Raw genomic sequence first — 24025 nt, forward strand, 5'->3', positions numbered from 1 at the left:
AGAGGGTTAACATTAGTCGGCGTACATTGTAGCATCGGCGCATATCATTACCGAGTCCCCCGTATGTCTGATTCGAAACGGCTGTTTTTTGCCATTGAATTGCCCACCACCCTACAGCGGCAAATCGTTCGCTGGCGCGCGGAACATTTTCCACCGGAGGCGGGCCGACCCGTTGCGGCGGCAAACCTGCACCTGACGCTGGCCTTTTTGGGTGACGTGAGCGCCGAAAAACAGCGGGCATTAGCCGCCATGGCCGGGCGTATTGCCCAGCCGGCGTTTACGCTGCACCTTGACGATGCGGGTCAGTGGCTGCGTTCGCGCGTGGTCTGGCTGGGTACGCGCCAGCCGCCGCGCGGGTTGTTACAGCTCGCCAATATGTTGCGCGCGCAGGCAGCGCGCAGCGGCTGTTACCAGAGCCCGCAGCCGTTTCATCCGCACGTCACGCTGCTGCGCGATGCCGGTCAGGCCGTTGCCATTCCGCCGCCGGGTTTTCACTGGGCTTTTCCGGTTAATGAATTCGCGCTTTATGAATCCGTCTTTGCACGGGGACGCACCCGCTACAGGCCGCTACAGCGCTGGACGTTGGGCGACACCACAAGGAATTCCGATGAAGTTTAGTCCTGCACTCCAGTCCGCCACGCTGATCCAACGCTACAAACGCTTCCTCGCCGACGTGGTGACGCCGGAAGGCGAAGAGCTCACCCTGCACTGCCCCAACACCGGCGCCATGACCGGTTGCGCCGCGCCGGGTGACACGGTCTGGTATTCCACTTCAGAAAATACTAAACGCAAATATCCCCATACCTGGGAAATAACCGAAACGCAAAACGGGGCGTTTATTTGTGTTAATACTCTGCGTGCAAATCAGCTGGTTAAGGAAGCGCTGACGAATGGCGCCATTCCCGAACTGGTGGGTTACGGTACGCATAAAACAGAAGTGAAATACGGCGATGAAGGCAGCAGAATTGACTTCATGTTACAGGCGGAAGGCCGTCCTGAGTGCTATATTGAAGTAAAATCAGTGACGTTAGCGGAACAGGGAAACGGCTTCTTTCCGGATGCGGTAACGCTACGCGGGCAGAAGCATCTGCGAGAGCTAATGAGTGTTGCGGCGGCGGGCAAACGCGCCGTATTGCTGTTTGCGGTGTTGCATACAGCGATTGAACGGTTTTCCCCTGCCCGCCATATCGATCCTAAATACGCACAACTGTTGAATGAGGCACAAAAGCAGGGGGTAGAGGTTTTAGCTTATAAAGCGGAACTTTCTGCCGATAATATGACTCTGAGATCGTCTCTTCCCATTGTCTTATAAGGGATTAGACGATTGATGAATAAGTGTTCTGGCCGCGTGCGCAAATACGCTTTTCCTCACAGGCTTGTCAAGTGTTACGTTTAGATAATTGCCATACGGAAAAGCATCTGCTATTTATAGCGACCTGATTTTTCCCCCAACACGGGGATCGATAGTGCGTGTTAAGGAGAAGCAACATGCAAGAAGGGCAAAACCGTAAAACATCGTCCCTGAGTATTCTCGCCATCGCTGGGGTGGAGCCGTATCAAGAGAAGCCGGGCGAAGAGTATATGAACGAAGCCCAGCTGTCGCACTTCAAGCGTATTCTTGAAGCATGGCGTAATCAACTCAGGGATGAAGTGGATCGCACCGTTTCGCATATGCAGGATGAAGCTGCTAACTTCCCGGATCCGGTAGACCGTGCCGCTCAGGAAGAAGAGTTCAGCCTCGAACTGCGTAACCGTGACCGCGAACGCAAGCTGATCAAAAAGATCGAGAAAACGCTGAAAAAAGTCGAAGACGAAGATTTTGGCTACTGCGAATCCTGCGGTGTTGAAATCGGTATTCGTCGCCTGGAAGCGCGTCCAACCGCCGATCTGTGCATCGACTGTAAAACGCTGGCCGAAATCCGCGAAAAACAGATGGCCGGCTAACGCCAGCGCTGTTTATACACTTCAAAGGCGGGAGTCTCTCCCGCCTTGTTACTGTTGATATGTCTGAATCACACTATATCGGGCGCTTTGCACCATCTCCTTCCGGTGAATTACACTTCGGCTCATTAATTGCCGCGCTTGGCAGCTACCTGCAGGCTCGCGCCAGTCAGGGTAAATGGCTCGTCCGCATCGAAGATATTGACCCTCCGCGTGAAGTTCCCGGTGCTGCAGACACCATTCTGCGTCAGCTGGAACATTACGGTCTTCACTGGGACGGCGACGTTCTGTGGCAGTCACAACGTCATGAGGCTTATCGGGAACGTCTGGCCTGGCTCAGCGCTCAGGGGCTCTCCTATAACTGCACCTGCACCCGCGCGCGTATCCAGAGCGTGGGAGGTGTGTATGACGGCCACTGCCGCACGCTGAATCTTCCCCCGGAAAATGCCGCCGTACGCTTGCTACAGCGCGCGCCCGTCACCCGCTTCCACGATCGGCTCTCCGGTGAGATTAGGGCGGATGAACGTCTGGCATGTGAAGATTTTATTATTCACCGTCGTGATGGTCTGTTTGCGTATAACCTGGCGGTGGTCATCGACGATCATTTCCAGGGCGTGACGGAAATTGTGCGCGGGGCGGACCTGGTCGAACCGACCGTACGGCAAATCTCGCTTTATCATCAGTTTGGCTGGACGGCGCCGGATTACATTCATCTGCCGCTGGCGGTCAATGCGCAGGGCGTTAAGCTCTCCAAGCAAAACCACGCCCCGGCCCTGCCAGACGGCGATCCGCGTCCTGTTTTGATCGACGCGCTGCGATTTCTCAACCAGAATGTAACCAACGAATGGCAGGATCTGCGCATTGACGAATTGCTGAAAATAGCCATTGCCAACTGGACGCTCGCGGCAGTGCCAAAAATCCAGCATTCTCAAATGCGTTGCGCTGAGCTATGATTAGCCGCTTTTTTCATAACAAAACACACTACGAGGTGTACCATTTTTACCCGAGTCGCTAATTTTTGCCGTAAAGTGCTAAGCCGCGAAGAGAGCATGGCGAACGACGCTATTGCACAGCCACACATGTCGGTTATTCCGCGTGAGCAGCACAATATTTCCCGCAAAGATATCAGTGAAAATGCCCTCAAGGTACTCTATCGTCTGAATAAAGCGGGCTACGAGGCCTATCTCGTTGGCGGTGGGGTGCGTGATTTACTGCTGGGCAAAAAACCGAAAGATTTCGACGTGACGACCAGCGCCACGCCCGAGCAGGTGCGTAAATTATTCCGCAACTGCCGTCTCGTTGGCCGCCGTTTCCGTCTGGCTCACGTGATGTTTGGGCCGGAAATCATCGAAGTGGCGACCTTCCGCGGCCACCACGAAGCGGGTGCATCCGACCGCACCACGTCACAGCGCGGCCAGAACGGTATGCTGCTGCGCGACAATATCTTCGGCTCTATCGAAGAAGATGCCCAGCGTCGCGACTTCACCATCAATAGCCTTTATTACAGCGTGGCGGATTTCACCGTGCGTGATTACGTCGGCGGCATGCAGGACCTGAAAGAGGGTCTGATCCGCCTGATCGGCACGCCGGAAACGCGCTATCGTGAAGATCCGGTGCGCATGCTGCGCGCCGTGCGTTTTGCCGCCAAGCTGAACATGCGCATCAGTCCGGAAACCGCAGAGCCGATCCCGCGTCTGGCGACGCTGATTAACGACGTGCCGCCTGCCCGCCTGTTTGAAGAGGCGCTGAAGCTGCTGCAGGCCGGCTACGGGTTCGAAACCTACAATCTGCTGCGCGAATACAACCTGTTCCAGCCACTGTTCCCGACCATTACCCGTTACTTCACCGAAAACGGCGACAGCCCGATGGAACGCATGATTGCGCAGGTACTGAAAAATACCGACACCCGCATCCATAACGATATGCGCGTGAACCCGGCATTCCTGTTTGCGGCAATGTTCTGGTACCCGCTGCTGGAAACGGCTCAAAGAATCACCCAGGAGAGCGGCCTCGCCTATTACGATGCCTTCGCGCTGGCCGCGAACGATGTATTGGACGAAGGGTGCCGCACGCTGGCTATCCCAAAACGCATTACCACGCTGGTGCGCGACATCTGGCAGCTTCAGCTGCGCATGTCCCGCCGTCAGGGCAAACGTGCCTGGAAGCTGATGGAGCATCCAAAGTTCCGCGCCGCCTTCGACCTGCTGTCGCTGCGTGCGGAAACTGAACGCAATCAGGAGCTGCAGCGCCTGGCGCAGTGGTGGGCCGAATTCCAGGTTTCCGCCCCGCCGGAGCAGAAAGATATGCTGACCGGGCTGGATGAAGAACCTGCCCCGCGTCGCCGTCATCGTCGTCCGCGCAAACGCGCACCGCGTCGTGAAGGGACAGCATGACCCTCGCGTATATCGCCATCGGCAGCAATTTAGCCTCTCCGCTGGAGCAGGTGAATGCTGCCGTACAGGCGCTGGGTGAGATCCCGCAAAGCCGTATCGTGGCGGTCTCCTCCTTTTACCGCACGCCGCCGCTAGGCCCGCAGGATCAGCCTGATTATCTGAACGCCGCCGTGGTGCTGGAAACATCCCTCGATGCCGAAACGCTGCTGGACAACACTCAGCGCATCGAACTGCAGCAGGGGCGCGTACGCAAAGCCGAACGCTGGGGGCCGCGCACGCTTGATCTCGATATTATGCTGTTCGGCCATGAGGTGATTAACACTGAACGCCTCACCGTACCGCATTACGACATGAAAAATCGTGGCTTTATGCTCTGGCCGCTCTTTGAAGTGGCGCCCGATCTCACCTTCCCGGAAGGCATCCCGCTCAAGGCCGTTCTGGACAACCTGAACGCGGAAAGACCCGCTCGCTGGTGATCCTCTTCCCTCACCGGTTGACCCCAGAATAATTGTGGTTAATCGGTTGCCTAAAATCATTGTTCCCTCGAATGTTACTGTTAGAATGCGCAAAGATTCGCTTTTGGGCTATCAGGAAACAGTATGAAACCAACCACCATCTCCTTACTGCAGAAATGCAAACAGGAAAAAAAACGCTTCGCCACCATCACCGCGTATGACTACAGCTTCGCCAAACTGTTTGCTGAAGAGGGTATCAACGTCATGCTGGTCGGAGATTCGTTAGGGATGACGGTACAAGGACATGATTCCACCCTGCCGGTCACGGTCGAAGATATTGCATATCACACCCGTGCGGTACGCCGCGGTGCGCCAGGCTGCCTTCTGCTTTCCGACCTGCCGTTTATGGCTTATGCCACGCCAGAGCAGGCATTTGAAAACGCGGCGGCAGTGATGCGCGCTGGCGCTAACATGGTCAAAATTGAAGGCGGCGCCTGGCTGGTGGAGACGGTGAAAATGCTCACCGAACGCGCCGTGCCGGTGTGTGGTCATTTGGGCCTGACCCCGCAGTCCGTCAACATCTTTGGCGGGTATAAGGTGCAGGGCCGCGGCGACGCAGCGCAGACTCTGTTTGAGGATGCCCTGGCGCTGGAAGCCGCAGGCGCCCAGCTGCTGGTGCTGGAGTGCGTGCCGGTTGAGCTGGCGAAACGCATCACCGACGCACTCTCCATTCCGGTGATTGGTATTGGTGCAGGCAACGTGACCGACGGTCAGATTCTGGTGATGCACGACGCCTTTGGTATTACTGGCGGGCATATCCCGAAATTTGCCAAAAATTTCCTCACTGAAGCGGGCGACATGCGCGCTGCGGTCAGGCAGTATATTGCCGACGTTGAATCCGGTGTTTACCCGGGTGAAGAACACAGTTTCCATTAAGGAGTCTCGTTGTGCTAATCATTGAAACCCTGCCGCTGCTTCGCCAGCATATCCGCCGCGCGCGTCAGGAAGGTAAACGTATCGCACTGGTCCCGACCATGGGCAATCTGCATGACGGCCACATGAAGCTCGTCGACGAAGCCCGTGCGCGAGCAGATATCGTGGTGGTCAGTATCTTCGTGAACCCCATGCAGTTTGACCGCGCCGACGATCTGGCACGCTATCCGCGCACCCTGCAGGAAGATTGCGAGAAGCTCAAAAAACGCCACGCGGATATCGTCTTCTCACCTGCACCGGCGGACGTTTACCCGCAGGGTACCGAAGAGGCGACCTACGTTGACGTCCCGGGCATTTCCACCATGCTGGAAGGAGCAAGCCGTCCGGGCCACTTCCGCGGCGTCTCCACCATCGTCAGCAAGCTATTTAACCTGGTGCAGCCGGACGTTGCCTGCTTCGGTGAGAAAGATTTCCAGCAGTTGGCGCTGATCCGCAAGATGGTTGCTGACATGGGTTACGATATTGAGATCGTCGGCGTACCGATTGTGCGTGCGAAAGACGGTCTGGCGCTCAGCTCGCGGAATGGTTACCTGACCGCCGAACAGCGTAAAATCGCGCCGGGCCTGAGCAAGGTTATGAACACCATGGCAGAGCAGATGCTGGCAAAAGAGTTAACAGCAGAAGAGATTATTGCCCTTGCCGAGCAGGCGCTTAACGATAAGGGCCTTCGTGCTGACGACGTACAAATTCGTGATGCTGATACGCTGCTGGAATTAACCCAGAACAGCAAGCGCGCAGTCATCCTGGTGGCGGCATGGCTCGGCCAGGCACGCCTGATTGACAATAAAGTGGTTGAGCTGGCGTAGTTCTTCACCCTTGATAATTAAAGGTAAACGTAATGATTCGCAAAATGCTGCAAGGTAAGCTTCACCGTGTGAAAGTCACGCAGGCCGACCTGCACTATGAAGGCTCCTGCGCCATTGACCAGGATTTTCTCGACGCGGCGGGTATCCTTGAAAACGAAGCGATTGATATCTGGAACGTGAACAACGGTAAACGCTTCTCTACTTATGCGATTGCCGCCGAGCGCGGTTCTAAAATCATCTCCGTTAACGGCGCTGCGGCGCACTGTGCGGACGTGGGCGACATTGTGATCATCGCCAGCTTCGTGATGATGTCTGACGAAGAAGCCCGCCGCTGGCAGCCTAAAGTGGCCTACTTCGAAGGCGACAATGAAATGAAGCGCACCGCAAAGGCGATTCCGGTTCAGGTTGCCTGATTCCAACAAGGAGCGGAACCCTCTGGATCCGCTCCTTAACAGGAAAAAACACATCATTCTGAATTATGTAAATAGCATCTCTTTACTCATTTCTCTTATTTTCACCTCTCTTTTCGCGTCTCCTTTCTTAAATAAACATTCCCCTCAGTTATATACGAAGGGAAAATGATCAATGCCATTAATAATCCAAGCCTGCCAATAGCATATCAACGCAATAAAAAATAACTCCCAGTGTTTTTTTTGAGATCATTTTCAAGATCTTTTTCAATGACTTATCAATCTTTAATTTTTTCTAATTATAACTTTTAGTAATTCTAAATACCCAACGTATACAGAGATCCCTATCATCATTTTGCTTGTATTAAATCATTACAATGTTTTTTAAATGGAATTTCAATTATGTTAAAAAAAACGTTATTAGCTTCAGCTATAGCTTTGTTTGCAGTAGGTTCTTTTTCAGCAATCGCAGATACGGATCTTGGTTTAATCACCTTTGATGGTGCGGTAACAGACACAACATGTAATATTTCCACCTCTAATGGTGAATCACAAAGCAATATTACTATTACCTTACCCGTCGTTAAAAAATCTGAAGTTGAATCCACAACTATTGATACTGGCGTCGGTTCCAAAAACTTTGAACTGCTGCTCACCAATTGCCCTGAGACATTAAAGAATGCCTCTGCAAGCTTCATGTCAAAAAATATGGGCGCTATTGCGAACGGTACTATTGAACCCGATGCTAACGTACAAGGCTCTGCAACCAACGTTGCACTTGCCCTGTTTAACAATGCCCCAACCGTTTCATCTCGTATTATGGTAGGCCAGCCTGACAATAATACGCAGAAAACAGACCTGAAAGCCGGCTCCGGTAAACTGTTCTACCGTGTTGCTTATGTCCCTGGCTCCAACTGGGTGAAAGATACTAGCCCTGTGCAGTCAGGTAAAGTTAGCGCCAACGCTTACTTCACCATGAGCTACGAATAATTTTATTCGTCCTGTTAATGTGCCCAGCCGGGCACATTTTTTCGTATTATTTGAGAGTAGACATGTACTTACTGAATATTAAGAGCGGATTAAAAGCCCTGCTGCTGGCCTCGGTGAGCGTTTTTGCTCTTAACGCCAGTGCAGATATTGTGATTTCCGGCACCCGTGTCATTTATCCAGAATCGGCAAAAGACGTAACGGTGTCTATGGATAACCGTGGCACCAGACCTTTACTGGTACAAACCTGGCTCGATGACGGAAGAGATACCACTAATCCTCAAGAGCTGAAACTTCCCTTTATTGTCACGCCTCCTGTATCGCGTGTAGAACCGCAAAAAGGGCAAACGGTCAGAATCACCTGGCTTGGTCAGTCATTGCCAAAAGATAAAGAATCCCTGTTCTGGTTTAACGTTCTGGAAGTTCCGCCAAAGGCAAAGGAAAGCGATACGCAAAGCATGCTTCAGCTGGCATTCCGTACCCGCATAAAACTCTTTTTCCGGCCTACAGGTTTGAAAGGAGAACCGACAGATGCGGCTAAAAATCTTAAATGGACTGAAACCCGGCAAGGTCAAAATATCGTTTTAAGTGCGAAGAATGATTCACCTTATTATGTATCACTGGCGGGGGCAACGCTTATTGCTGGTGCTAAAAGCTACGATATTGAAACGCATTATATTGAGCCATTCTCAAGCCAGACTATGAACGTAAAAAATCATAACACCCTGGGGTATAACAAAATCACCTGGCAAGCCATCAATGATTTCGGTGGAATTGATAAGTATGAATCCATACAGAATTGATTATTTATCCGCCTCGTATCATTCGGAATAACTATAATTAGCTTAACTCTGGGACAGAGTACATCATGCGGTTTAAACGTTCACTACTATGTTTATCGATAAGTGCGGTATTGCCGTTTTGTGCATTTGCTGCTGAAAATAATAAAGAAGAAGACGTGCAGTTTAACGATCAGTTTCTTTATAACACCGGTACATCAATTGATGTCAGCCGTTTTTCAAAAGGCAACCCTGTTCTTGCCGGGACGTATAAGGTGAAGGTGGTTATTAACGGGAAACCTTCCATTACCACGGATCTTGTGTTTAAGGAGAATGGTACACCGCGCGCCACGCCCTGCATCACGCGTAAACTGCTCACTCAGACAAATGTAGCAACCGAGCAACTTAAACCAGCAGGGGATGATTCCGAAGATACGTGCATCTCTGTGTCAGACGCCTATCCCGGCTCACGTGTGGCTTACGATCCTTCCACACAGGAGTTGGACCTTTCTATTCCCCAGGCTTTCGTCATTCAGCGCCCGGCGGGATTTGTCGATCCTTCACTTTGGGAAGACGGGATCCCGGCGGCGATGCTCTCCTGGGATCTTAACGGCTGGCACGCGGACACGTCTGATTACAGCACCGATACGGCCTACGCAGGGTTGCGCTATGGAGCAAACCTGGGCCCGTGGCGGCTCCGGGCACGAGGTAATCTGAACTGGGATCGGGATTCCGGTACCCATTACGCCAGCCAGGACATTTATCTCCAGCGTGATATCACGCCGCTGAAAGCACAGTTTATCGCAGGAGATTCCTACACCCGTGGAGATGCTTTCGATTCCATTAGTCTGCGCGGGGCGCGTTTATATAACGATGATCGTATGCTTCCTAATGGCATATCGACTTATGCGCCGGTGATTCGGGGTGTGGCAAACAGCAACGCCAAAGTCACGATCGCCCAGAGCGGAAACACGATTTACGAAACCTCCGTCCCGCCGGGGCCCTTTGAAATCTCAGATCTCAGTACGACGGGTTATGGCAGCGATCTTATCGTCACTGTAGAAGAAGCGGATGGCAGCAAACGTTCCTTCTCGGTCGCGTATTCCTCGGTCGCGCAAATGCTGCGCCCGGGCTACTCCCGATGGGATGTCGGCGTGGGTGAACTGCGTGACGATAACCTACGTGACAAGCCAAAGGTAGGTTACGCCACGGGCTATTATGGATTAACCAATACCTTCACAGGTTATGCGGGTCTGGAGTACACCGATAGCGATTTTTACGCCGCATTGGTGGGTTTGGCTATGAACACCCGCATTGGCGCATTCGCCTTTGATGTCACGCATTCTGATGCCCGGATCGACGGCTTACGGCATCTTAAGGGTGAGAGTTATCGTATCTCCTACAGCAAACTCATGGAAGCCACGAATACCTCTTTCAACGTAGCAGCATACCGGTTTTCGACATCTGACTATCTCAGCCTGAGCGATGCAGCTTCCTTGACCAACGAGATCAAATACCGTGACAGGGAGCTTAACCCTGACCGTGATAACAGCGATGTGTACCAGACTTTCCAGCGCATGAAGAACCAGATCCAGGTGAACATCAGCCAGCCGTTGGCCTTTAACGGCCTTGATTTGGGATCGCTGTATGTCAACTCCACCTGGCAGGACTACTGGAATGAAAGCAGCTCATCAGCGCAGTACTCGGTTGGCCACAGTCAATCGTTAAGCTGGGGAAGTTACAGCCTCTCCGTGCAGCGCACCTACAACGAGTTCGGGGAAAAAGATGATAGTGTCTATCTGAGCCTCACAATTCCTTTCGACACGCTGATGGGTAACGGCAAGCGTGCAGGCGGGTTCTCATCCCTCACCACGGGCATCGGCAGCGATCTAAAAGGCGGTGGAAGTTTTAACGCCAGCGCCAACGGCAACACCGAAGATAACCGGTTCAGTTACAGCATCACCGAAAGCACCACGCGTAACGACGATACATTAAATCAGCTAAGCGGTTACGGGAGTTATAACGGCCCGCATGGACCGGTGAGTCTTTCCGTCTCCGCATCCGATGACGATAGCCGACAATATTCCGCCAGCTATAGCGGCGGGATGATTCTGCACTCTGGTGGCATAACACTCGCCCCTGGCAGCATTAGCGAAAGCGATACGCTTGCGCTGATTAAAGCTGAGGGAGCAGAAGGTGCCCGAGTCTCCATCGGTAACGGTGAAATTGGCTCTTCAGGCTATGCCCTTATGCCCTATCTGTCTGCCTACCGTGAAAACAACGTCGGTCTTGATATCAGCGATATGCGCTCTGACGTTGAAGTGAAAAATACCCGTTCCACTACTGTCCCTCGTAGCGGTGCCGTTGTGCTGGTTAATTTTGAGACCGATCAAGGGCGTTCAGTGTTAATGGAACTGACGCGTGACGACGGTGGGTTTATTCCGCTTGGTGCCGATGTTCAAACTGAGCAAGGCGTATCCGTAGGTAGCGTAGGCCAGGCCGGGCAAGCCTGGATTCGCGGAATTGAAGATAAAGGGTTGTTAAAAATCGTCTGGGGAAGTGAGTCCGGCACATCCTGTACTGTCTCCTATCAGATTCCGCCCAATGCGAAAAAGATTGGACCAACAACGCTGCTGACAGGCCAGACCTGCCGCATCACAGTATTATAAAAGGAGTTAGAGCATGCTTTTTAAACCTGGGAAAAAAACAGGATTATGGGTATTAAGTTCGAGTCTGATGGCGCTGTCGCTCGGAACATACGCCGATAATCTCGATATTACCTTTACCGCTAATATCCGTGACACCACCTGCGATATGAAAATTGAAGGTGGCAGCGGTGATGGCTCCAGCAACGTTATTCCCATTGGCACCGACGGCAAGGTACGCCTGGATTACATCATCCTCAAAAATGCCAAAGCAACAACAAATTTTAAACTCAAAATGGTCTCATGCCCTTCGAGTCTGACAAAGCTGAACACGACCATTAGTGGTAGTGCCAGCCCACTGAATACGGCAATTAAAAATTCACTCTCCGGTGAGGGCAGCGCAGAAAATATTGGCGTGGCGATTTCCCGCACCGCCACTCCGGATGCCCCTTTTGTCATTAATTCATCCACTGATACTCAGCGCCTCGTCTGGTCGAGCGGAGAAATAAGTGCTGGCGAAGTTCAACTCCTGGCGACGCTGGTGGAAACTGCAAGCGGGCAAGGCATGACTGGCAACTTTAGCGGTATCGCTACGTTTAATTTCACCTATGAATAACTGGCGCAATACGGAGCGTTAATATGAAAAAGAAAATGACATCACTGGTGTTTGCGATGACTGCCATCCTGCCTTCCGTTTGTTTGAGCGCCATTACGGGTACGACGAGCGTTCAGGCCACCTTTACGTCCACCATTGAAGCAGGAACCTGTAATGCCGAGATTCAGGATGCGAGCGGGGCTCCTATTAGCATTTTGCCGTTTGGCGATGTATTTAAGTCCGATCTGGTGAGCCAGAACCGAACAGGGGCATTCAAAATCGCGTTCACTAACTGTGCCGGGGTCAAAAATGCCTCCGTTCAAGCCACGCCGGGTGCTGGCGGGTCCTGTACTGGCAATGCCAAAAATGGGAACTCATATGCAGCCGGGCATAACGTTGGTTTTGAAATCTGGAAAGGTTCTGTCGACTCAGGTTCCCTGCTGAACTGCGCCACGGCCCCAATTTCTATCGTCAACCTGTCTAACGGGGCGGGAAAATTTGAAATGGATGCGCGCATCGTTATTGCTAAAGATAAAACCATTTCTGACGTGACCACTGGTTCGGTCAGCGCCCCTGTGACTTTTATCGTGACCTATCAATAATGTTTATTAAGACTGATAGCTTAAACAGGATGTTCCACTCCCGCTTAAACTTTAGAAGTGCGATGTTATGGCTCGCCTGCTGTCTGGGGTTTCCCGCAGCAGGTTTTGCCTCGAGCCTGGAGATGGATATGACGGCAAACATCATCAACAATACGTGTCAGGTAAGTATTCCGAATGATGGCAAAGTTATTTTACCGATCGTTGGCAAAGGTTGGTTTTATAACTCCGACGGCAGCCCACGGCTACAACCCGGTGACGCAGCTGGGGGAACTCGCTTCGAAATTCAGCTGAAAAGCTGTGCGGAAAGTGAATCTGGACTGGCAAAAACCCTGCATTTTGAGTTTAAACCTCAAAGTGGGATAGTTATCGGAAGCTCTCAACAGGTGTTCGCCAATGAAATTCCCGCCTCTGGGGGAGGAGCAGAGAACGTCGGCGTTGTGATTTTCTCAGAAAAAGACAATACCAATGTGGTCAATGCGTCAGGAACGTCAGATGTTATTTTTGATGTATCTAACCAAACCGAAAGCCAGTATTTAACAAATTATAATTTCTATGCCCGTTATCAAGACACAGGGATTGTCAGCGCGGGGAAAGTTACCACAAGCGTGCTGGTCAGCGTTACTTACAATTAAAATATACCAAGCATCGGATATAAGGAATTTTTGAATGTGTTATATAGCAGGAGCCGGAACAAGTCATTTCTTCATAAAAGGTGCAGGCCTTGCTTTGTCAATTCTTGCAATTAGTTTTTCTGCATCGGCCGATTTGTATGAATGCAAATTTAATGGTTACAGTGTTCAGCCTATTTCGGATGTCAAAGGTGCAAAGCCCAAGATCGTTCCCCTGGAGAGCGTCAGCGCGCCAACAAAAATAAGCGGCCTTATTGATTTGCAGGTGACTCCGGGCCTCTACTCCTGGTGCTCAATGGGTAGAGATGGCGAGCGCGTCTATCAGAAAACGGACAGTACACTGGTCGTCGGTGGCGTGGACGGTAAAGCACTCTTTAAAACTAACGTAACGGGGATCGCCTATACGCTGGCCATGTACCCGACCAACAACGCTTTTAATGCCTTTTTCCCTTCGACTACAGGAAGTTACGTAGAAACGGCCAATCAGGGGGATAATTCGGATCTGGTTAAAGCAGTATGGTGGTATGCCCGTATGGAATTTTATCAATTACCCTCATATGCTGGCGTGCCCGCAAGCGTCACACAGATTGGTCCAGTGGCCGGGAATATTGGCAATATTGTCGTAGGTAACCCCTGGAGCTCAGATGAAAGTGACCATCCACGTCCGTTAATCACGATACCCGATATGGCCTTCAATGTTCCTGTTGAAAAACCGACCTGCACTCTTACGGCTCCTAAAAGCGTAGATCTGGGGGAGTATGATGTTTCCGATGTCGAGAACGATAACACGCAAAAAGTCTCTGCTACCGTGTCAGGGAATTGCACCAACACACGCAAAATTACGATGAAGTTGACCACCAGCAAGACAACCGGGACTGATGGCTCTTTACTCGCGAACACCGCATCGTCGAATGCGGCAAAAGGCGTGGGCGTGTTGCTGAAGTGGCCGGACAACAGCCTGGCGGTGCCTAATTCAACTAACAACTATGCGACAAAAGGGAACACCATCATCCCGTCATTTAGCGAGTCTCTCACGGCTCAGTTGGTTAAATCTGGTACAGAAAAAGTCACTTCAGGAACGTTCAGCGCTATCGGCACGTTGCAGATCACCTACGAATAGCTTATCCCTGCGGCTGATTGCTGATCAGCCGCGACATCGTCTCCAGCGAATCCGTTCTTAAGATATAGAGTCGTTTCAGTAAAAACGGATTATCCCCCGGCTTCACCTTCCCCTTCACCGTGGTCACGGCCAGATGGAAACCGGCATCATTCGCCGCCTTGATCGCCTTATTGTCATAGCCGCCAAAGGGATAAGAAAGGTAGAGCACACGCGGGTTGAACTGTGACAGCGCGCGACGAGAACGCTCAAAATCAAACAGGATCACGTGATAGCTGCGGCTCAGTAAGATCGGGTGTTTATACCCGTCCACGCGGTGCAGGAAGTGAGTGTGCGACTGAATGTCGAACACATCCTGAATGCCTTTGATTTCCTGAACGCTCATAAACTGCAGCGATTTAGGATCCCACTTCTGCGGATGGCCTTTAATACGTGACGAAATGATAAACGCCGTCGCGTTGAAGCCATACTCTTTCAGCACAGGATAGGCGTAACGGCTCACCGACTTCAGGCCGTCGTCAAAGGTAATCACCACCGCCTTCGCGGGCAGGTTCATCTTGTTGCGCACGTAGCCTTCCAGCTGATACATCGTCAGCGTGGTGTACCCCTGGTCGCGAAGCCAGGTCATCTGGTTGCTGAACGCGCGCACGCTGGTGGTGGTGGAGGTATGACGAAAACGGGTGTTCTCCTCATCGCGCAGGATATGGTGATAGGTCAGAACCGGAATGCCGTTATCTTCCTGCGCGTCCAGGCTGCTTATCCACGCCAGGCGGTTGCCGATGCGGATCTGATACCAGGTCTGGTTCAGGCGATCTTTGAGTTTATTCAGAATGGGATAGCGCAGGTTGGCGCTCAGGGTGCCAAAGGGCGCGCTTCCGCTGCTGGGCGCGTTATAGACGGGCGTATCTTTCCAGGTGATGAGGTTCTGGTTACTGAGCGGCTTGTTCAGGTCGCCCAGGCTGTCCTCAACGCGTTGCTTACCCTGCACTTTCTCAAGGTGGTCTTTATCAATAAAGCCGGTACCGAACCCGAAGCGAAATTCGTAATAATCCGCCGCCGCGGGAAAGACCGCGATGATCTGCCCTGCGCGAATATTGCCCACATTAACCACGGAGTTACCTACCTGAGCCCAGATGGCAGCATCCTCAGTGGTTTGCATATATTGAGCAGGAAGCCCTTGCTGACTTATCAGGCTGGCAGACGCCCCGCCGGAAATCAGCAGCAAAAGGAGAAAGAACACGCGCATGAACATAGGATATAAATCGACACGGGAAATCAGTCGCCATTGTAGCAAAAGCGACATCAATACCAATGTTTAATGCTTATACAGATCGTGAAGCAGAACGAAAGGCGGGTTTTTCTGCTGCTGGTGCCACAGGCTGCTCACCTCCGGCTGGCCCTCCGCCACGATAGCGTGCCGAAACTCTGCGCTGCTCAATGAGGCGCGAAGCGGATAGAGGGCTTCGAGTAAAGACAGGCTGATACCGGAGATCACTTCACAATTATCATGCTTGTGGCTCAGCAAAGCGGCCGCGCGGTAAGGCGCCGCGCCGGATTTATCGGTAAGAAAAATCACCCCATCACCGGTATCCGTTTCATGCAGGGCATCGCACATCATCCGGCTGAGCATGTTAGTGCTTAGCCCGCGCCAGTAGTTAACCACCCGGCATTGCGCCAGCGGGCCAAATTTGACCTCAAGCGTATCCAGCATGTCCTGCGCTCGTTCATCGTGGCAGGTGATCACCCATCCCAGCATAACTCTCTCCTTAGCAGGCAAGTAGTTTAGCGAAGTGAAGGTTTGCTTACGGTGATAACCGTCAAAGAAAGTGCCCGGCAACCAGAGCGTCGCCGGGCAGAGGGTTAACTACGCAGACCGCGCCCGCGCTGGATCAGATACCAGCACAGCAGGTAGAAGGCGATGATGAACACCACCAGCACCGCCACCGTGGTAAACAGCGGAACATCGGTAATGCCGAGGAAGCCAAAGCGGAAGCCGCTGATCATGTAGACGATCGGGTTCAGATGCGACAGCGCCTGCCAGAACGGCGGCAGCAGCGTCAGGGAGTAGAACACCCCGCCGAGATAGGTCAGCGGCGTCAGCACAAAGGTCGGGATCAGGCTGATGTCGTCAAACGTTTTAGCGAACACCGCATTCAGCAGACCGGCCAGCGAGAACAGAATTGCCGTCAGCAGCAGAGTCAGCGCCACGAACAGCCACGAGTGCACCTGGAACGGCACGAAGAACAGCGAAATCGCCGTCACCAGGATGCCCACGCACAGCCCGCGCGCCACGCCGCCGCCCACGTAACCGGCTATGATGACGTGCGTTGGCACCGGCGCCACCAGCAACTCTTCAATATTGCGTTGGAACTTAGCGCTGAAGAACGACGAGGCCACGTTTGCGTAGGCGTTGGTGATCACCGCCATCATAATCAGGCCCGGCACGATAAACTGCATATAGGTAAAACCGTGCATCTCACCAATGCGGGAACCAATCAGGTTGCCGAAGATAATGAAATAGAGCGTCATAGTGATGACCGGCGGTACCAGGGTTTGCACCCAGATACGCATAAAGCGGTTAATCTCTTTCGCCCAGATACTTTTCAGCGCGACCCAATAAAGATGCGTCATGCCTTGTCTCCTTGTTTATCCTGCACCAGAGAGACAAACAGCTCTTCCAGTCGGTTCGCTTTGTTACGCATGCTTAAAACCTGAATCCCCTGCGCGCTCAGCTGGGAGAACACGCTGTTGATCCCCTGCTCGCGCAGCACTTCCACTTCCAGCGTTGAGGTATCAACCAGGCGATACTGGTACCCTTCAAGCTTCGGTAGCGGGCTTTTTGCCGCCAGATCGAGAATAAACGTTTCGGATTTCAGCTTGGAGAGCAGATCCTTCATCGAGGTGTTCTCCACCAGCTCGCCGTGCTGAATGATGCCGATGTTGCGGCATAGCATCTCTGCTTCTTCAAGGTAGTGGGTGGTCAAAATGATGGTGGTGCCTTTGTCATTAAGATCCTTTAGGAAACCCCACATAGAACGACGCAGTTCGATATCCACGCCTGCGGTGGGTTCATCAAGGATCAGCAGCTTCGGCTCGTGCATCAGCGCACGGGCAATCATCAGGCGGCGCTTCATCCCGCCGGACAACATCCGCGCACGTTCGTTACGCTTTTCCCACAGATCGAGCTGTTTCAGGTACTTTTCGCTACGCTCAAGCGCCTCTTTACGCTCAACGCCGTAATAACCCGCCTGGTTAACGACAATCTGCTGCACCGTCTCAAACGGGTTGAAGTTGAACTCCTGCGGTACCAGCCCCAGCTGGCGCTTGGCGTTTACCACATCTTTTTGCAGGTCGTAACCAAAGACGCTCACCCGTCCGGACGTTTTATTCACCAGCGAGCTGATGATCCCGATGGTGGTGGATTTCCCCGCCCCGTTCGGCCCCAGAAGCGCGTAAAAATCCCCGGCCTCTACTTTTAGATCTATCCCGCGTAGCGCCTGAACGCCACCCGGATAGGTTTTTTTAAGCTGCTCAAGCTCCAGTGCAATTGCCATGAATTTAACTTACCTTCAGTTCTTACACACGTTGTGTGGTTTCATTAAAAGTCGGGTTACCCTATAGTAGCGCAACGCAATTACTTGGTTACAGGTCGCTAACCTCCATGAACGACATAGATACACTCATTAGCAACAATGCACTATGGTCAAAAATGCTGGTGGAGGAAGACCCCGGATTTTTTGGAAAACTCGCACAAGCCCAGAACCCGCGCTTTCTCTGGATTGGCTGTTCAGACAGCCGCGTACCTGCCGAGCGCCTGACCGGCCTTGAGCCCGGCGAACTGTTTGTTCACCGCAACGTCGCCAACCTGGTGATTCATACCGATCTCAACTGCCTTTCCGTGGTTCAGTATGCCGTTGACGTCCTGGAAGTCGAGCACATCATTATTTGCGGCCACTACGGCTGCGGCGGCGTGCAGGCGGCGGTTGAAAACCCGGAACTGGGTTTAATTGATAACTGGCTGCTGCACATCCGCGATATCTGGTTCAAACATAGTTCACTGCTCGGCGAAATGCCGCAGGAGCGACGCATGGACACGCTATGCGAGCTGAACGTGATGGAGCAGGTATATAACCTTGGGCATTCGACCATCATGCAGTCGGCGTGGAAACGTGGGCAGAAGGTTTCAATCCACGGCTGGGCGTACGGTATTCACGATGGCCTGCTGCGCAATCTGGAAGTCACCGCCACCAACCGCGAAACGCTGGAGCAGCGTTACCGTTCGGGGATTGCCAACCTCAAGCTTAAGCATGTGAACCATAAATAAAGCCGAGGGTTTTCGCCCTCTCCCCGTGGGAGAGGGTCGGAGTGAGGGCATCAGCCCGCAATTACTCGTCCAGCAATACCACTTTCCCAACATACGGCAGATGGCGATAACGCTGCGCGTAATCAATACCGTAACCCACCACGAACTCGTCCGGGATGGAGAAACCGACAAACTCCACCGGCACCTGCACTTCACGACGCTCCGGTTTATCCAGCAGCGTACAAATCGCCAGCGATTTCGGCTCGCGCAGGCTCAGGATCTCGCGCACCTTTGAAAGGGTGTTGCCGGAGTCGATAATGTCCTCAACGATCAACACATCTTTGCCACGAATATCTTCATCCAGATCTTTCAGGATTTTCACATCACGGGTTGTGGACATGCCGCTGCCGTAGCTGGAAGCGGTCATAAAATCGACCTCGTGCGGTACCTGCACTTCACGGCACAGGTCTGCCATGAACATGAAAGAACCGCGCAGCAGACCAACCAGCACCATTTCGCTGCCGCTGTCCTTGTAATGCTCGGTGATTTGACGACCCAGTTCGGCGATACGCGCTTTGATCTCGGCTTCCGGGATCATCACTTCAACAGTATGTTTCATATTACTAACCAAATGATTTTGATGAAAATCTTTCAATGCGGATGAATCTTGCTCCGGCATCGATACGCAAGCCAGCCATTATATCAGTAAATGGATAAGCCTGGCGTATGAGTTATAAAAAGCAAATATTGTGATTCCGATCACACTTGTTAACACCTATAATTAGTTGCTAGCAAATTATTAACAAAAACTGACGAGTACACTTTCTATGGCTGAAACAAACACTAAACAGCCGCGTCTACTGGTGACACTAACAGCGCTATTCGCCGCCTTCTGCGGCCTGTACCTGTTAATCGGTGGCGTCTGGCTGGTCGCGATCGGCGGCTCCTGGTACTACCCGATTGCGGGCCTGGTTATGCTTGGCGTAACCGTCCTGCTCTGGCGTAGAAAACAATCCGCACTGTGGCTGTATGCCGCCCTCCTTCTTGCCACCATGATCTGGGGCGTCTGGGAAGTCGGTTTCGATTTCTGGGCCCTGACGCCGCGCAGCGACATCCTGGTCTTCTTCGGTATCTGGCTGATCCTGCCGTTTGTCTGGCGCCGCCTGATTGTTCCTTCCAGCGGTGCCGTTGCAGCCCTGCTGGTGGCGCTGTTAATCAGCGGCGGCATTCTCACCTGGGCTGGCTTTAACGACCCGCAGGAGATCAACGGTACGCTGAACGCGGAGTCCACGCCTGCGGCAGCTATCTCGCAGGTCGCTGACGGTGACTGGCCTGCTTATGGCCGTAACCAGGAAGGTCAACGTTACTCCCCGCTGAAGCAGATCAACGCGGACAACGTTAAGAACCTGAAAGAAGCCTGGGTATTCCGTACCGGCGACCTGAAAATGCCGAACGATCCGGGCGAGCTGACCAACGAAGTGACCCCGATTAAAGTCGGTGATATGCTTTACCTGTGTACGGCGCACCAGCGTCTGTTCGCGCTCGATGCGGCTACCGGTAAAGAGAAATGGCACTTTGATCCACAGCTGAACTCCAATCCGTCGTTCCAGCACGTGACCTGTCGCGGCGTCTCTTACCACGAAGCGCGCGCCGATAATGCCAGCCCGGAAGTCATTGCCGACTGTCCTCGCCGCATTATGCTGCCGGTGAACGATGGCCGTCTGTTTGCCATCAACGCTGAGACCGGCAAGCTGTGCGAAACCTTCGCCAACAAAGGCATTCTGAACCTGCAGACCAACATGCCGGACACCACGCCGGGTCTGTATGAGCCAACCTCCCCGCCAATCATCACCGATAAAACCATCGTGATTGCCGGTTCGGTAACGGATAACTTCTCTACGCGTGAAACCTCCGGCGTTATCCGTGGTTTCGACGTGAACACCGGTAAACTGCTGTGGGCTTTCGACCCGGGCGCGAAAGATCCAAACGCGATCCCGTCTGACGAGCACACCTTTACCTTCAACTCGCCGAACTCCTGGGCACCAGCCGCGTATGACGCGAAGCTGGACCTGGTCTACCTGCCGATGGGCGTATCCACGCCGGATATCTGGGGCGGTAACCGCACGCCGGAGCAGGAACGTTATGCGAGCGCTATCCTGGCGCTGAATGCAACCACCGGTAAGCTGGCGTGGAGCTATCAGACCGTTCACCACGATCTGTGGGATATGGATATGCCGTCCCAGCCGACGCTGGCGGACATTACCGTTAACGGCAAAACCGTACCGGTCATTTACGCTCCGGCTAAAACCGGCAACATCTTCGTGCTGGATCGCAGCAACGGTAAGCTGGTTGTGCCTGCCCCGGAAAAACCGGTTCCGCAGGGTGCGGCCAAAGGCGATTACGTCAGCAAAACCCAGCCGTTCTCTGACCTGAGCTTCCGTCCGAAGAAAGACCTCAGCGGTGCAGACATGTGGGGTGCCACCATGTTTGACCAGCTGGTGTGCCGCGTGATGTTCCATCAGCTGCGCTATGAAGGCATCTTCACGCCGCCGTCTGAGCAAGGTACGCTGGTCTTCCCGGGCAACCTGGGAATGTTTGAGTGGGGCGGTATTTCCGTCGACCCTAACCGTCAGGTGGCGATTGCCAACCCAATGGCGCTGCCGTTCGTTTCCCGTCTGATCCCACGCGGTCCGGGTAACCCGATGGAGCAGCCGAAAGACGCGAAAGGCAGCGGGACCGAAGCCGGTATCCAGCCGCAGTATGGCGTACCGTTTGGCGTTACCCTGAACCCGTTCCTGTCTCCGTTTGGTCTGCCGTGTAAACAGCCAGCCTGGGGTTACATCTCCGGTCTGGATCTGAAAACCAACCAGATCGTCTGGAAAAAACGTATTGGTACCCCACAGGACAGCATGCCGTTCCCGATGCCGGTTCCGGTGCCGTTCAATATGGGTATGCCAATGCTGGGTGGTCCAATCTCCACCGCTGGTAACGTGCTGTTCATCGCGGCAACCGCAGATAACTACCTGCGCGCGTATAACATGACCAACGGTGAAAAACTGTGGCAAGGCCGTCTGCCGGCCGGTGGACAGGCAACGCCGATGACCTATGAAGTGAATGGCAAGCAGTACGTCGTCATTTCTGCGGGTGGTCACGGTTCGTTTGGTACGAAAATGGGCGACTATATTGTCGCGTATGCATTGCCGGACGAAGGCAAATAAAAGCAAAACGGCAACGAAAGTTGCCGTTTTTAGCAATGCAGGCCGGGTAAGGCGAAGCCGCCACCCGGCTTTTTTTATACGGTAAAACCGAGCATCATCCCCGTATCTTCATGCTCCAGCAGATGACAGTGCGCCATATAGGCAAACTCTTCAGGCGCTTCGTGGTCGAACTTCACCAGCACCTCGCTGACGCCGCCTTCCACTCTCACCGTATCTTTCCAGCCTGCTCGATGCGCTTCCGGCGCTTTACCGTTCTCAGACAGAATACGGAACTGCGTGCCGTGGATATGGAACGGGTGCAGCATCATGTCCCCTTCACCTGAAACCACCCAGCGCTCAAACTGCCCCTTCGTGGCGGCAAACATCGGCGTGTTCATATCGAACGCTTTGCCGTTGATCTTGTTGGCGTTGTGGAAATCGAACCCGTGACCGCCGTGATCCATACCGCCCATTTTGCCGTGGTCCATATTCATGTGGCCCATCATCTGGCCGTGGTGCATTCCCGCCATGGCCTGATTGCCATACTTTTTCATCAGCGCCTGCATGCCCATCATGTCAAGCATCGGGTCCATGGAGAGCTGAAGCTTACGCTGCGTGAGCCCATCCAGCGACGGGAGAGCTGGCAGCGTGGCTAAGGTGTCCGGCAGCATACCGGAGGCCGTGACCTGTAGCGGCTGAATGCGCAGCACCGGATGCGGTTTATCAAACGGCGCCACTGCCATCCCCATCTGGCTGACAGGCAGCGTTACCAGGTCAAACGGCTTGCCGTCGCTGATGTCCACCAGCACTTCGAAGCGTTCGCCCATCAGCATCGGCAGCTCGCTCACTTTTACCGGTTCCGGCAGCAGGCCGCCATCGCTTGCCACCACGTAAAGCGGGCGCTTATCGCTGGTGGCGAAGTTCAACGAGCGGGCGTTACAGCCGTTAAGCAAGCGCAGGCGCAGCCAGCCTTTCGGGGCGGCGTGCTGCGGATAGATCGCACCGTTGGCCAGAAGCGTATCGCCAAACCAGCCGACCGCCGCGCTCATCACGTCCAGCTGGTAGTCAATCTGCCCGTCCGCGCTGAATTTTTTGTCCTGCACAATCACCGGCACATCATCGATACCCCACTGTTTTGGCAGGCGCAGGAGACGGCTTTCGTCATCCTCAATCAACACCAGTCCGGCCAGCCCCATTGCCACCTGATGGCCCGTTTTGCCGTGCTGATGCGGGTGGAACCAGCAGGTTGCCGCCCGCTGGTCAGGGGTAAAGGTTACGCTGCGTTTACCCCCAGGCTTGATAACGCCCTGGGGACCACCATCCACTTCGCCCGGGACTTCCAGCCCGTGCCAGTGCAGCGTGGTCTCCTCGGCAAGCGTATTGTGGATATCCACCGTCACCGTTTTCCCTTTGCGTAACTGAAGTGCCGGGCCGAGCAGATTGCCGTTGTAGCCCCAGGTAGTAGCGCTGTGCCCGCCGAAGGAGGTTTTACCGGCCTGAACAACGAGCTGAATACGGCTACGGGCGTCTGCGGTCAGTAAGTCAGGAATGGGTAAGGCAGGCCTTTCAGCCGCAAAAACCGCGCGGCTCCAGAGTGGTAATGCGCTGGCAACCCCCAGCACAGCGGAATATTTTAAAAAATCACGACGTTGCATGTTCATTTCCTTATTTCCAGCAGGCGATCTTTTGAGCATAAACCCTCCCCTTACCGGAAGGTCAAGTAAAGCGGCAATAATAAAGATCGTCGCACTGGCATCAAGTGTGCTAACGTTAATTTTCCGTGAAGAAGTGGTAGAAGCAATGAAGACGTTTTTCAGGACAATTTTGTTCGGAAGCCTGATGGCAATGTGTGCGAACAGCTATGCGCTCAGTGAAAATGAAGCGGAAGATATGGCCGATTTAACGGCGGTTTTTGTATTCCTGAAAAATGATTGTGGCTACCAGAATTTACCCAACGGGCAAATTCGCCGCGCGCTGGTCTTTTTCGCCCAGCAGAACCAGTGGGATCTCAGCAATTACGACAGCTTTGACATGAAGGCGCTCGGTGAAGACAGCTACCGTGACTTGAGCGGTATTGGCATTCCCACGGCTAAAAAATGCAAAGCGCTGGCCCGCGATTCGCTCAGCCTGCTCGCCTACGTGAAATAACACTCCCGACGCCCCCTGTTCAACC

General features: G+C 53.3%; 25 protein-coding genes. 19 read left to right on the forward strand and 6 right to left on the reverse strand.

All coding sequences use genetic code 11. The features are described 5' to 3' along the window. Positions 1-63: 63 nt before the first annotated feature. The 16 genes from thpR to IM294_RS09485 all read left to right on the forward strand — a co-directional run bounded on the left by thpR (position 64) and on the right by IM294_RS09485 (position 14355). The gene (gene thpR, locus IM294_RS09410; protein WP_047367352.1) at positions 64-618 is read left to right on the forward strand and encodes an RNA 2',3'-cyclic phosphodiesterase; all 555 of its coding nucleotides are present in this window, start codon (positions 64-66) and stop codon (positions 616-618) included. Continuing rightward, positions 608-1312 (forward strand): DNA/RNA nuclease SfsA, encoded by a 705-nt coding sequence (sfsA, locus tag IM294_RS09415; protein WP_126817814.1) that lies wholly within the window; start codon positions 608-610, stop codon positions 1310-1312. The genes thpR and sfsA overlap by 11 nt, the downstream gene beginning before the upstream one ends. 176 nt (positions 1313-1488) lie before the next feature. Further along, positions 1489-1944, forward strand: coding sequence for an RNA polymerase-binding protein DksA (gene dksA, locus IM294_RS09420; RefSeq protein ID WP_013095632.1), 456 nt, complete (start codon positions 1489-1491; stop codon positions 1942-1944). A 59-nt stretch (positions 1945-2003) separates the two neighbouring features. Further along, positions 2004-2894 (forward strand): tRNA glutamyl-Q(34) synthetase GluQRS, encoded by an 891-nt coding sequence (gene gluQRS / locus IM294_RS09425; protein WP_182035193.1) that lies wholly within the window; start codon positions 2004-2006, stop codon positions 2892-2894. Positions 2895-2936: 42 nt separating this feature from the next. Beyond that, entirely contained in the window at positions 2937-4334 is a 1398-nt protein-coding gene (gene pcnB, locus IM294_RS09430) for a polynucleotide adenylyltransferase PcnB (RefSeq protein ID WP_028015552.1), read from the forward strand. Continuing rightward, positions 4331-4810 carry a 2-amino-4-hydroxy-6-hydroxymethyldihydropteridine diphosphokinase gene (gene folK, locus IM294_RS09435; protein ID WP_047367349.1) on the forward strand — a complete coding sequence of 160 codons (480 nt, stop codon included), beginning with the start codon at positions 4331-4333 and terminating at the stop codon, positions 4808-4810. The genes pcnB and folK overlap by 4 nt, the downstream gene beginning before the upstream one ends. 123 nt (positions 4811-4933) lie before the next feature. Then, positions 4934-5725, forward strand: coding sequence for a 3-methyl-2-oxobutanoate hydroxymethyltransferase (gene panB, locus IM294_RS09440; RefSeq protein WP_045259479.1), 792 nt, complete (start codon positions 4934-4936; stop codon positions 5723-5725). Between the two features lie 11 nt (positions 5726-5736). After that, on the forward strand, positions 5737-6588 hold the full coding sequence (gene panC / locus IM294_RS09445; RefSeq protein ID WP_008501942.1) for a pantoate--beta-alanine ligase: 852 nt from the start codon (positions 5737-5739) through the stop codon (positions 6586-6588). Between the two features lie 32 nt (positions 6589-6620). Continuing rightward, positions 6621-7001: an aspartate 1-decarboxylase gene (panD, locus tag IM294_RS09450; RefSeq protein WP_003856284.1), complete on the forward strand. Its 381-nt coding sequence runs from the start codon at positions 6621-6623 to the stop codon at positions 6999-7001. A gap of 399 nt (positions 7002-7400) precedes the next feature. Beyond that, a complete protein-coding gene (locus IM294_RS09455; RefSeq protein WP_193360345.1) occupies positions 7401-7988 on the forward strand; it encodes a fimbrial protein in 588 nt (195 codons plus the stop codon). Positions 7989-8050: 62 nt separating this feature from the next. Then, the gene (locus IM294_RS09460; protein WP_047367347.1) at positions 8051-8788 is read left to right on the forward strand and encodes a fimbrial chaperone; all 738 of its coding nucleotides are present in this window, start codon (positions 8051-8053) and stop codon (positions 8786-8788) included. Between the two features lie 65 nt (positions 8789-8853). Beyond that, positions 8854-11433: an outer membrane usher protein gene (locus IM294_RS09465; RefSeq protein ID WP_048961414.1), complete on the forward strand. Its 2580-nt coding sequence runs from the start codon at positions 8854-8856 to the stop codon at positions 11431-11433. Between the two features lie 13 nt (positions 11434-11446). Beyond that, the gene (locus IM294_RS09470; protein WP_047367345.1) at positions 11447-12025 is read left to right on the forward strand and encodes a fimbrial protein; all 579 of its coding nucleotides are present in this window, start codon (positions 11447-11449) and stop codon (positions 12023-12025) included. Between the two features lie 23 nt (positions 12026-12048). Beyond that, the gene (locus IM294_RS09475; RefSeq protein WP_126817818.1) at positions 12049-12606 is read left to right on the forward strand and encodes a fimbrial protein; all 558 of its coding nucleotides are present in this window, start codon (positions 12049-12051) and stop codon (positions 12604-12606) included. A 29-nt stretch (positions 12607-12635) separates the two neighbouring features. Next, a complete protein-coding gene (locus IM294_RS09480) occupies positions 12636-13238 on the forward strand; it encodes a fimbrial-like protein (RefSeq protein ID WP_074147958.1) in 603 nt (200 codons plus the stop codon). A gap of 34 nt (positions 13239-13272) precedes the next feature. Beyond that, positions 13273-14355, forward strand: coding sequence for a fimbrial protein StkG (locus IM294_RS09485; protein ID WP_047367342.1), 1083 nt, complete (start codon positions 13273-13275; stop codon positions 14353-14355). 1 nt (position 14356) lies between these two features. Here the strand turns inward: IM294_RS09485 and IM294_RS09490 are convergent, their stop codons facing one another. The 4 genes from IM294_RS09490 to IM294_RS09505 all read right to left on the reverse strand — a co-directional run bounded on the left by IM294_RS09490 (position 14357) and on the right by IM294_RS09505 (position 17906). Continuing rightward, the gene (locus IM294_RS09490; protein WP_126817820.1) at positions 14357-15604 is read right to left on the reverse strand and encodes a polysaccharide deacetylase family protein; all 1248 of its coding nucleotides are present in this window, start codon (positions 15602-15604) and stop codon (positions 14357-14359) included. A gap of 63 nt (positions 15605-15667) precedes the next feature. After that, complete coding sequence (locus IM294_RS09495) at positions 15668-16108, reverse strand: PTS sugar transporter subunit IIA (RefSeq protein ID WP_126817822.1); 441 nt, start codon at positions 16106-16108, stop codon at positions 15668-15670. 104 nt (positions 16109-16212) lie between these two features. Next, positions 16213-16983: an ABC transporter permease gene (locus IM294_RS09500; RefSeq protein WP_023334536.1), complete on the reverse strand. Its 771-nt coding sequence runs from the start codon at positions 16981-16983 to the stop codon at positions 16213-16215. Further along, positions 16980-17906, reverse strand: a complete 927-nt coding sequence (locus IM294_RS09505; RefSeq protein ID WP_028015540.1) for an ABC transporter ATP-binding protein — start codon at positions 17904-17906, stop codon at positions 16980-16982. Before IM294_RS09505 ends, IM294_RS09500 begins: the two co-directional genes overlap by 4 nt. A gap of 107 nt (positions 17907-18013) precedes the next feature. Here IM294_RS09505 and can point away from each other — a divergent pair, with 107 nt between their 5' ends. Further along, a complete protein-coding gene (can, locus tag IM294_RS09510; RefSeq protein ID WP_014882586.1) occupies positions 18014-18676 on the forward strand; it encodes a carbonate dehydratase in 663 nt (220 codons plus the stop codon). Positions 18677-18737: 61 nt separating this feature from the next. On the opposite strand, the gene hpt is transcribed toward can, so the two are convergent. Next, complete coding sequence (hpt, locus tag IM294_RS09515; protein ID WP_032644976.1) at positions 18738-19274, reverse strand: hypoxanthine phosphoribosyltransferase; 537 nt, start codon at positions 19272-19274, stop codon at positions 18738-18740. Between the two features lie 208 nt (positions 19275-19482). Between hpt and IM294_RS09520 the strand changes: the two genes are divergently transcribed. Next, entirely contained in the window at positions 19483-21873 is a 2391-nt protein-coding gene (locus IM294_RS09520; RefSeq protein WP_126817824.1) for a glucose/quinate/shikimate family membrane-bound PQQ-dependent dehydrogenase, read from the forward strand. 74 nt (positions 21874-21947) lie between these two features. On the opposite strand, the gene cueO is transcribed toward IM294_RS09520, so the two are convergent. Then, positions 21948-23507: a multicopper oxidase CueO gene (gene cueO / locus IM294_RS09525; RefSeq protein WP_126817826.1), complete on the reverse strand. Its 1560-nt coding sequence runs from the start codon at positions 23505-23507 to the stop codon at positions 21948-21950. A 145-nt stretch (positions 23508-23652) separates the two neighbouring features. Between cueO and IM294_RS09530 the strand changes: the two genes are divergently transcribed. After that, positions 23653-24000: a YacC family pilotin-like protein gene (locus IM294_RS09530; RefSeq protein WP_014882582.1), complete on the forward strand. Its 348-nt coding sequence runs from the start codon at positions 23653-23655 to the stop codon at positions 23998-24000. Positions 24001-24025 lie beyond the last annotated feature (25 nt).

The sequence above is a fragment of the Enterobacter cloacae complex sp. P43RS genome, from assembly GCF_014930585.1.
Lineage (GTDB): Bacteria > Pseudomonadota > Gammaproteobacteria > Enterobacterales > Enterobacteriaceae > Enterobacter > Enterobacter bugandensis.

What these genes read in the sequence shown, in the direction of transcription:
- thpR (WP_047367352.1), top strand. Translation starts at nt 64, where the DNA reads ATGTCTGATTCGAAACGGCTGTTTTTTGCCATTGAATTGCCCACCACC.
- sfsA (WP_126817814.1), top strand. Translation starts at nt 608, where the DNA reads ATGAAGTTTAGTCCTGCACTCCAGTCCGCCACGCTGATCCAACGCTAC.
- dksA (WP_013095632.1), top strand. Translation starts at nt 1,489, where the DNA reads ATGCAAGAAGGGCAAAACCGTAAAACATCGTCCCTGAGTATTCTCGCC.
- gluQRS (WP_182035193.1), top strand. Translation starts at nt 2,004, where the DNA reads ATGTCTGAATCACACTATATCGGGCGCTTTGCACCATCTCCTTCCGGT.
- folK (WP_047367349.1), top strand. Translation starts at nt 4,331, where the DNA reads ATGACCCTCGCGTATATCGCCATCGGCAGCAATTTAGCCTCTCCGCTG.
- panB (WP_045259479.1), top strand. Translation starts at nt 4,934, where the DNA reads ATGAAACCAACCACCATCTCCTTACTGCAGAAATGCAAACAGGAAAAA.
- panD (WP_003856284.1), top strand. Translation starts at nt 6,621, where the DNA reads ATGATTCGCAAAATGCTGCAAGGTAAGCTTCACCGTGTGAAAGTCACG.
- IM294_RS09455 (WP_193360345.1), top strand. Translation starts at nt 7,401, where the DNA reads ATGTTAAAAAAAACGTTATTAGCTTCAGCTATAGCTTTGTTTGCAGTA.
- IM294_RS09460 (WP_047367347.1), top strand. Translation starts at nt 8,051, where the DNA reads ATGTACTTACTGAATATTAAGAGCGGATTAAAAGCCCTGCTGCTGGCC.
- IM294_RS09465 (WP_048961414.1), top strand. Translation starts at nt 8,854, where the DNA reads ATGCGGTTTAAACGTTCACTACTATGTTTATCGATAAGTGCGGTATTG.
- IM294_RS09470 (WP_047367345.1), top strand. Translation starts at nt 11,447, where the DNA reads ATGCTTTTTAAACCTGGGAAAAAAACAGGATTATGGGTATTAAGTTCG.
- IM294_RS09475 (WP_126817818.1), top strand. Translation starts at nt 12,049, where the DNA reads ATGAAAAAGAAAATGACATCACTGGTGTTTGCGATGACTGCCATCCTG.
- IM294_RS09480 (WP_074147958.1), top strand. Translation starts at nt 12,636, where the DNA reads ATGTTCCACTCCCGCTTAAACTTTAGAAGTGCGATGTTATGGCTCGCC.
- IM294_RS09485 (WP_047367342.1), top strand. Translation starts at nt 13,273, where the DNA reads ATGTGTTATATAGCAGGAGCCGGAACAAGTCATTTCTTCATAAAAGGT.
- IM294_RS09490 (WP_126817820.1), bottom strand. Translation starts at nt 15,604, where the DNA reads ATGTTCATGCGCGTGTTCTTTCTCCTTTTGCTGCTGATTTCCGGCGGG.
- IM294_RS09495 (WP_126817822.1), bottom strand. Translation starts at nt 16,108, where the DNA reads ATGCTGGGATGGGTGATCACCTGCCACGATGAACGAGCGCAGGACATG.
- IM294_RS09500 (WP_023334536.1), bottom strand. Translation starts at nt 16,983, where the DNA reads ATGACGCATCTTTATTGGGTCGCGCTGAAAAGTATCTGGGCGAAAGAG.
- IM294_RS09505 (WP_028015540.1), bottom strand. Translation starts at nt 17,906, where the DNA reads ATGGCAATTGCACTGGAGCTTGAGCAGCTTAAAAAAACCTATCCGGGT.
- can (WP_014882586.1), top strand. Translation starts at nt 18,014, where the DNA reads ATGAACGACATAGATACACTCATTAGCAACAATGCACTATGGTCAAAA.
- hpt (WP_032644976.1), bottom strand. Translation starts at nt 19,274, where the DNA reads ATGAAACATACTGTTGAAGTGATGATCCCGGAAGCCGAGATCAAAGCG.
- IM294_RS09520 (WP_126817824.1), top strand. Translation starts at nt 19,483, where the DNA reads ATGGCTGAAACAAACACTAAACAGCCGCGTCTACTGGTGACACTAACA.
- cueO (WP_126817826.1), bottom strand. Translation starts at nt 23,507, where the DNA reads ATGCAACGTCGTGATTTTTTAAAATATTCCGCTGTGCTGGGGGTTGCC.
- IM294_RS09530 (WP_014882582.1), top strand. Translation starts at nt 23,653, where the DNA reads ATGAAGACGTTTTTCAGGACAATTTTGTTCGGAAGCCTGATGGCAATG.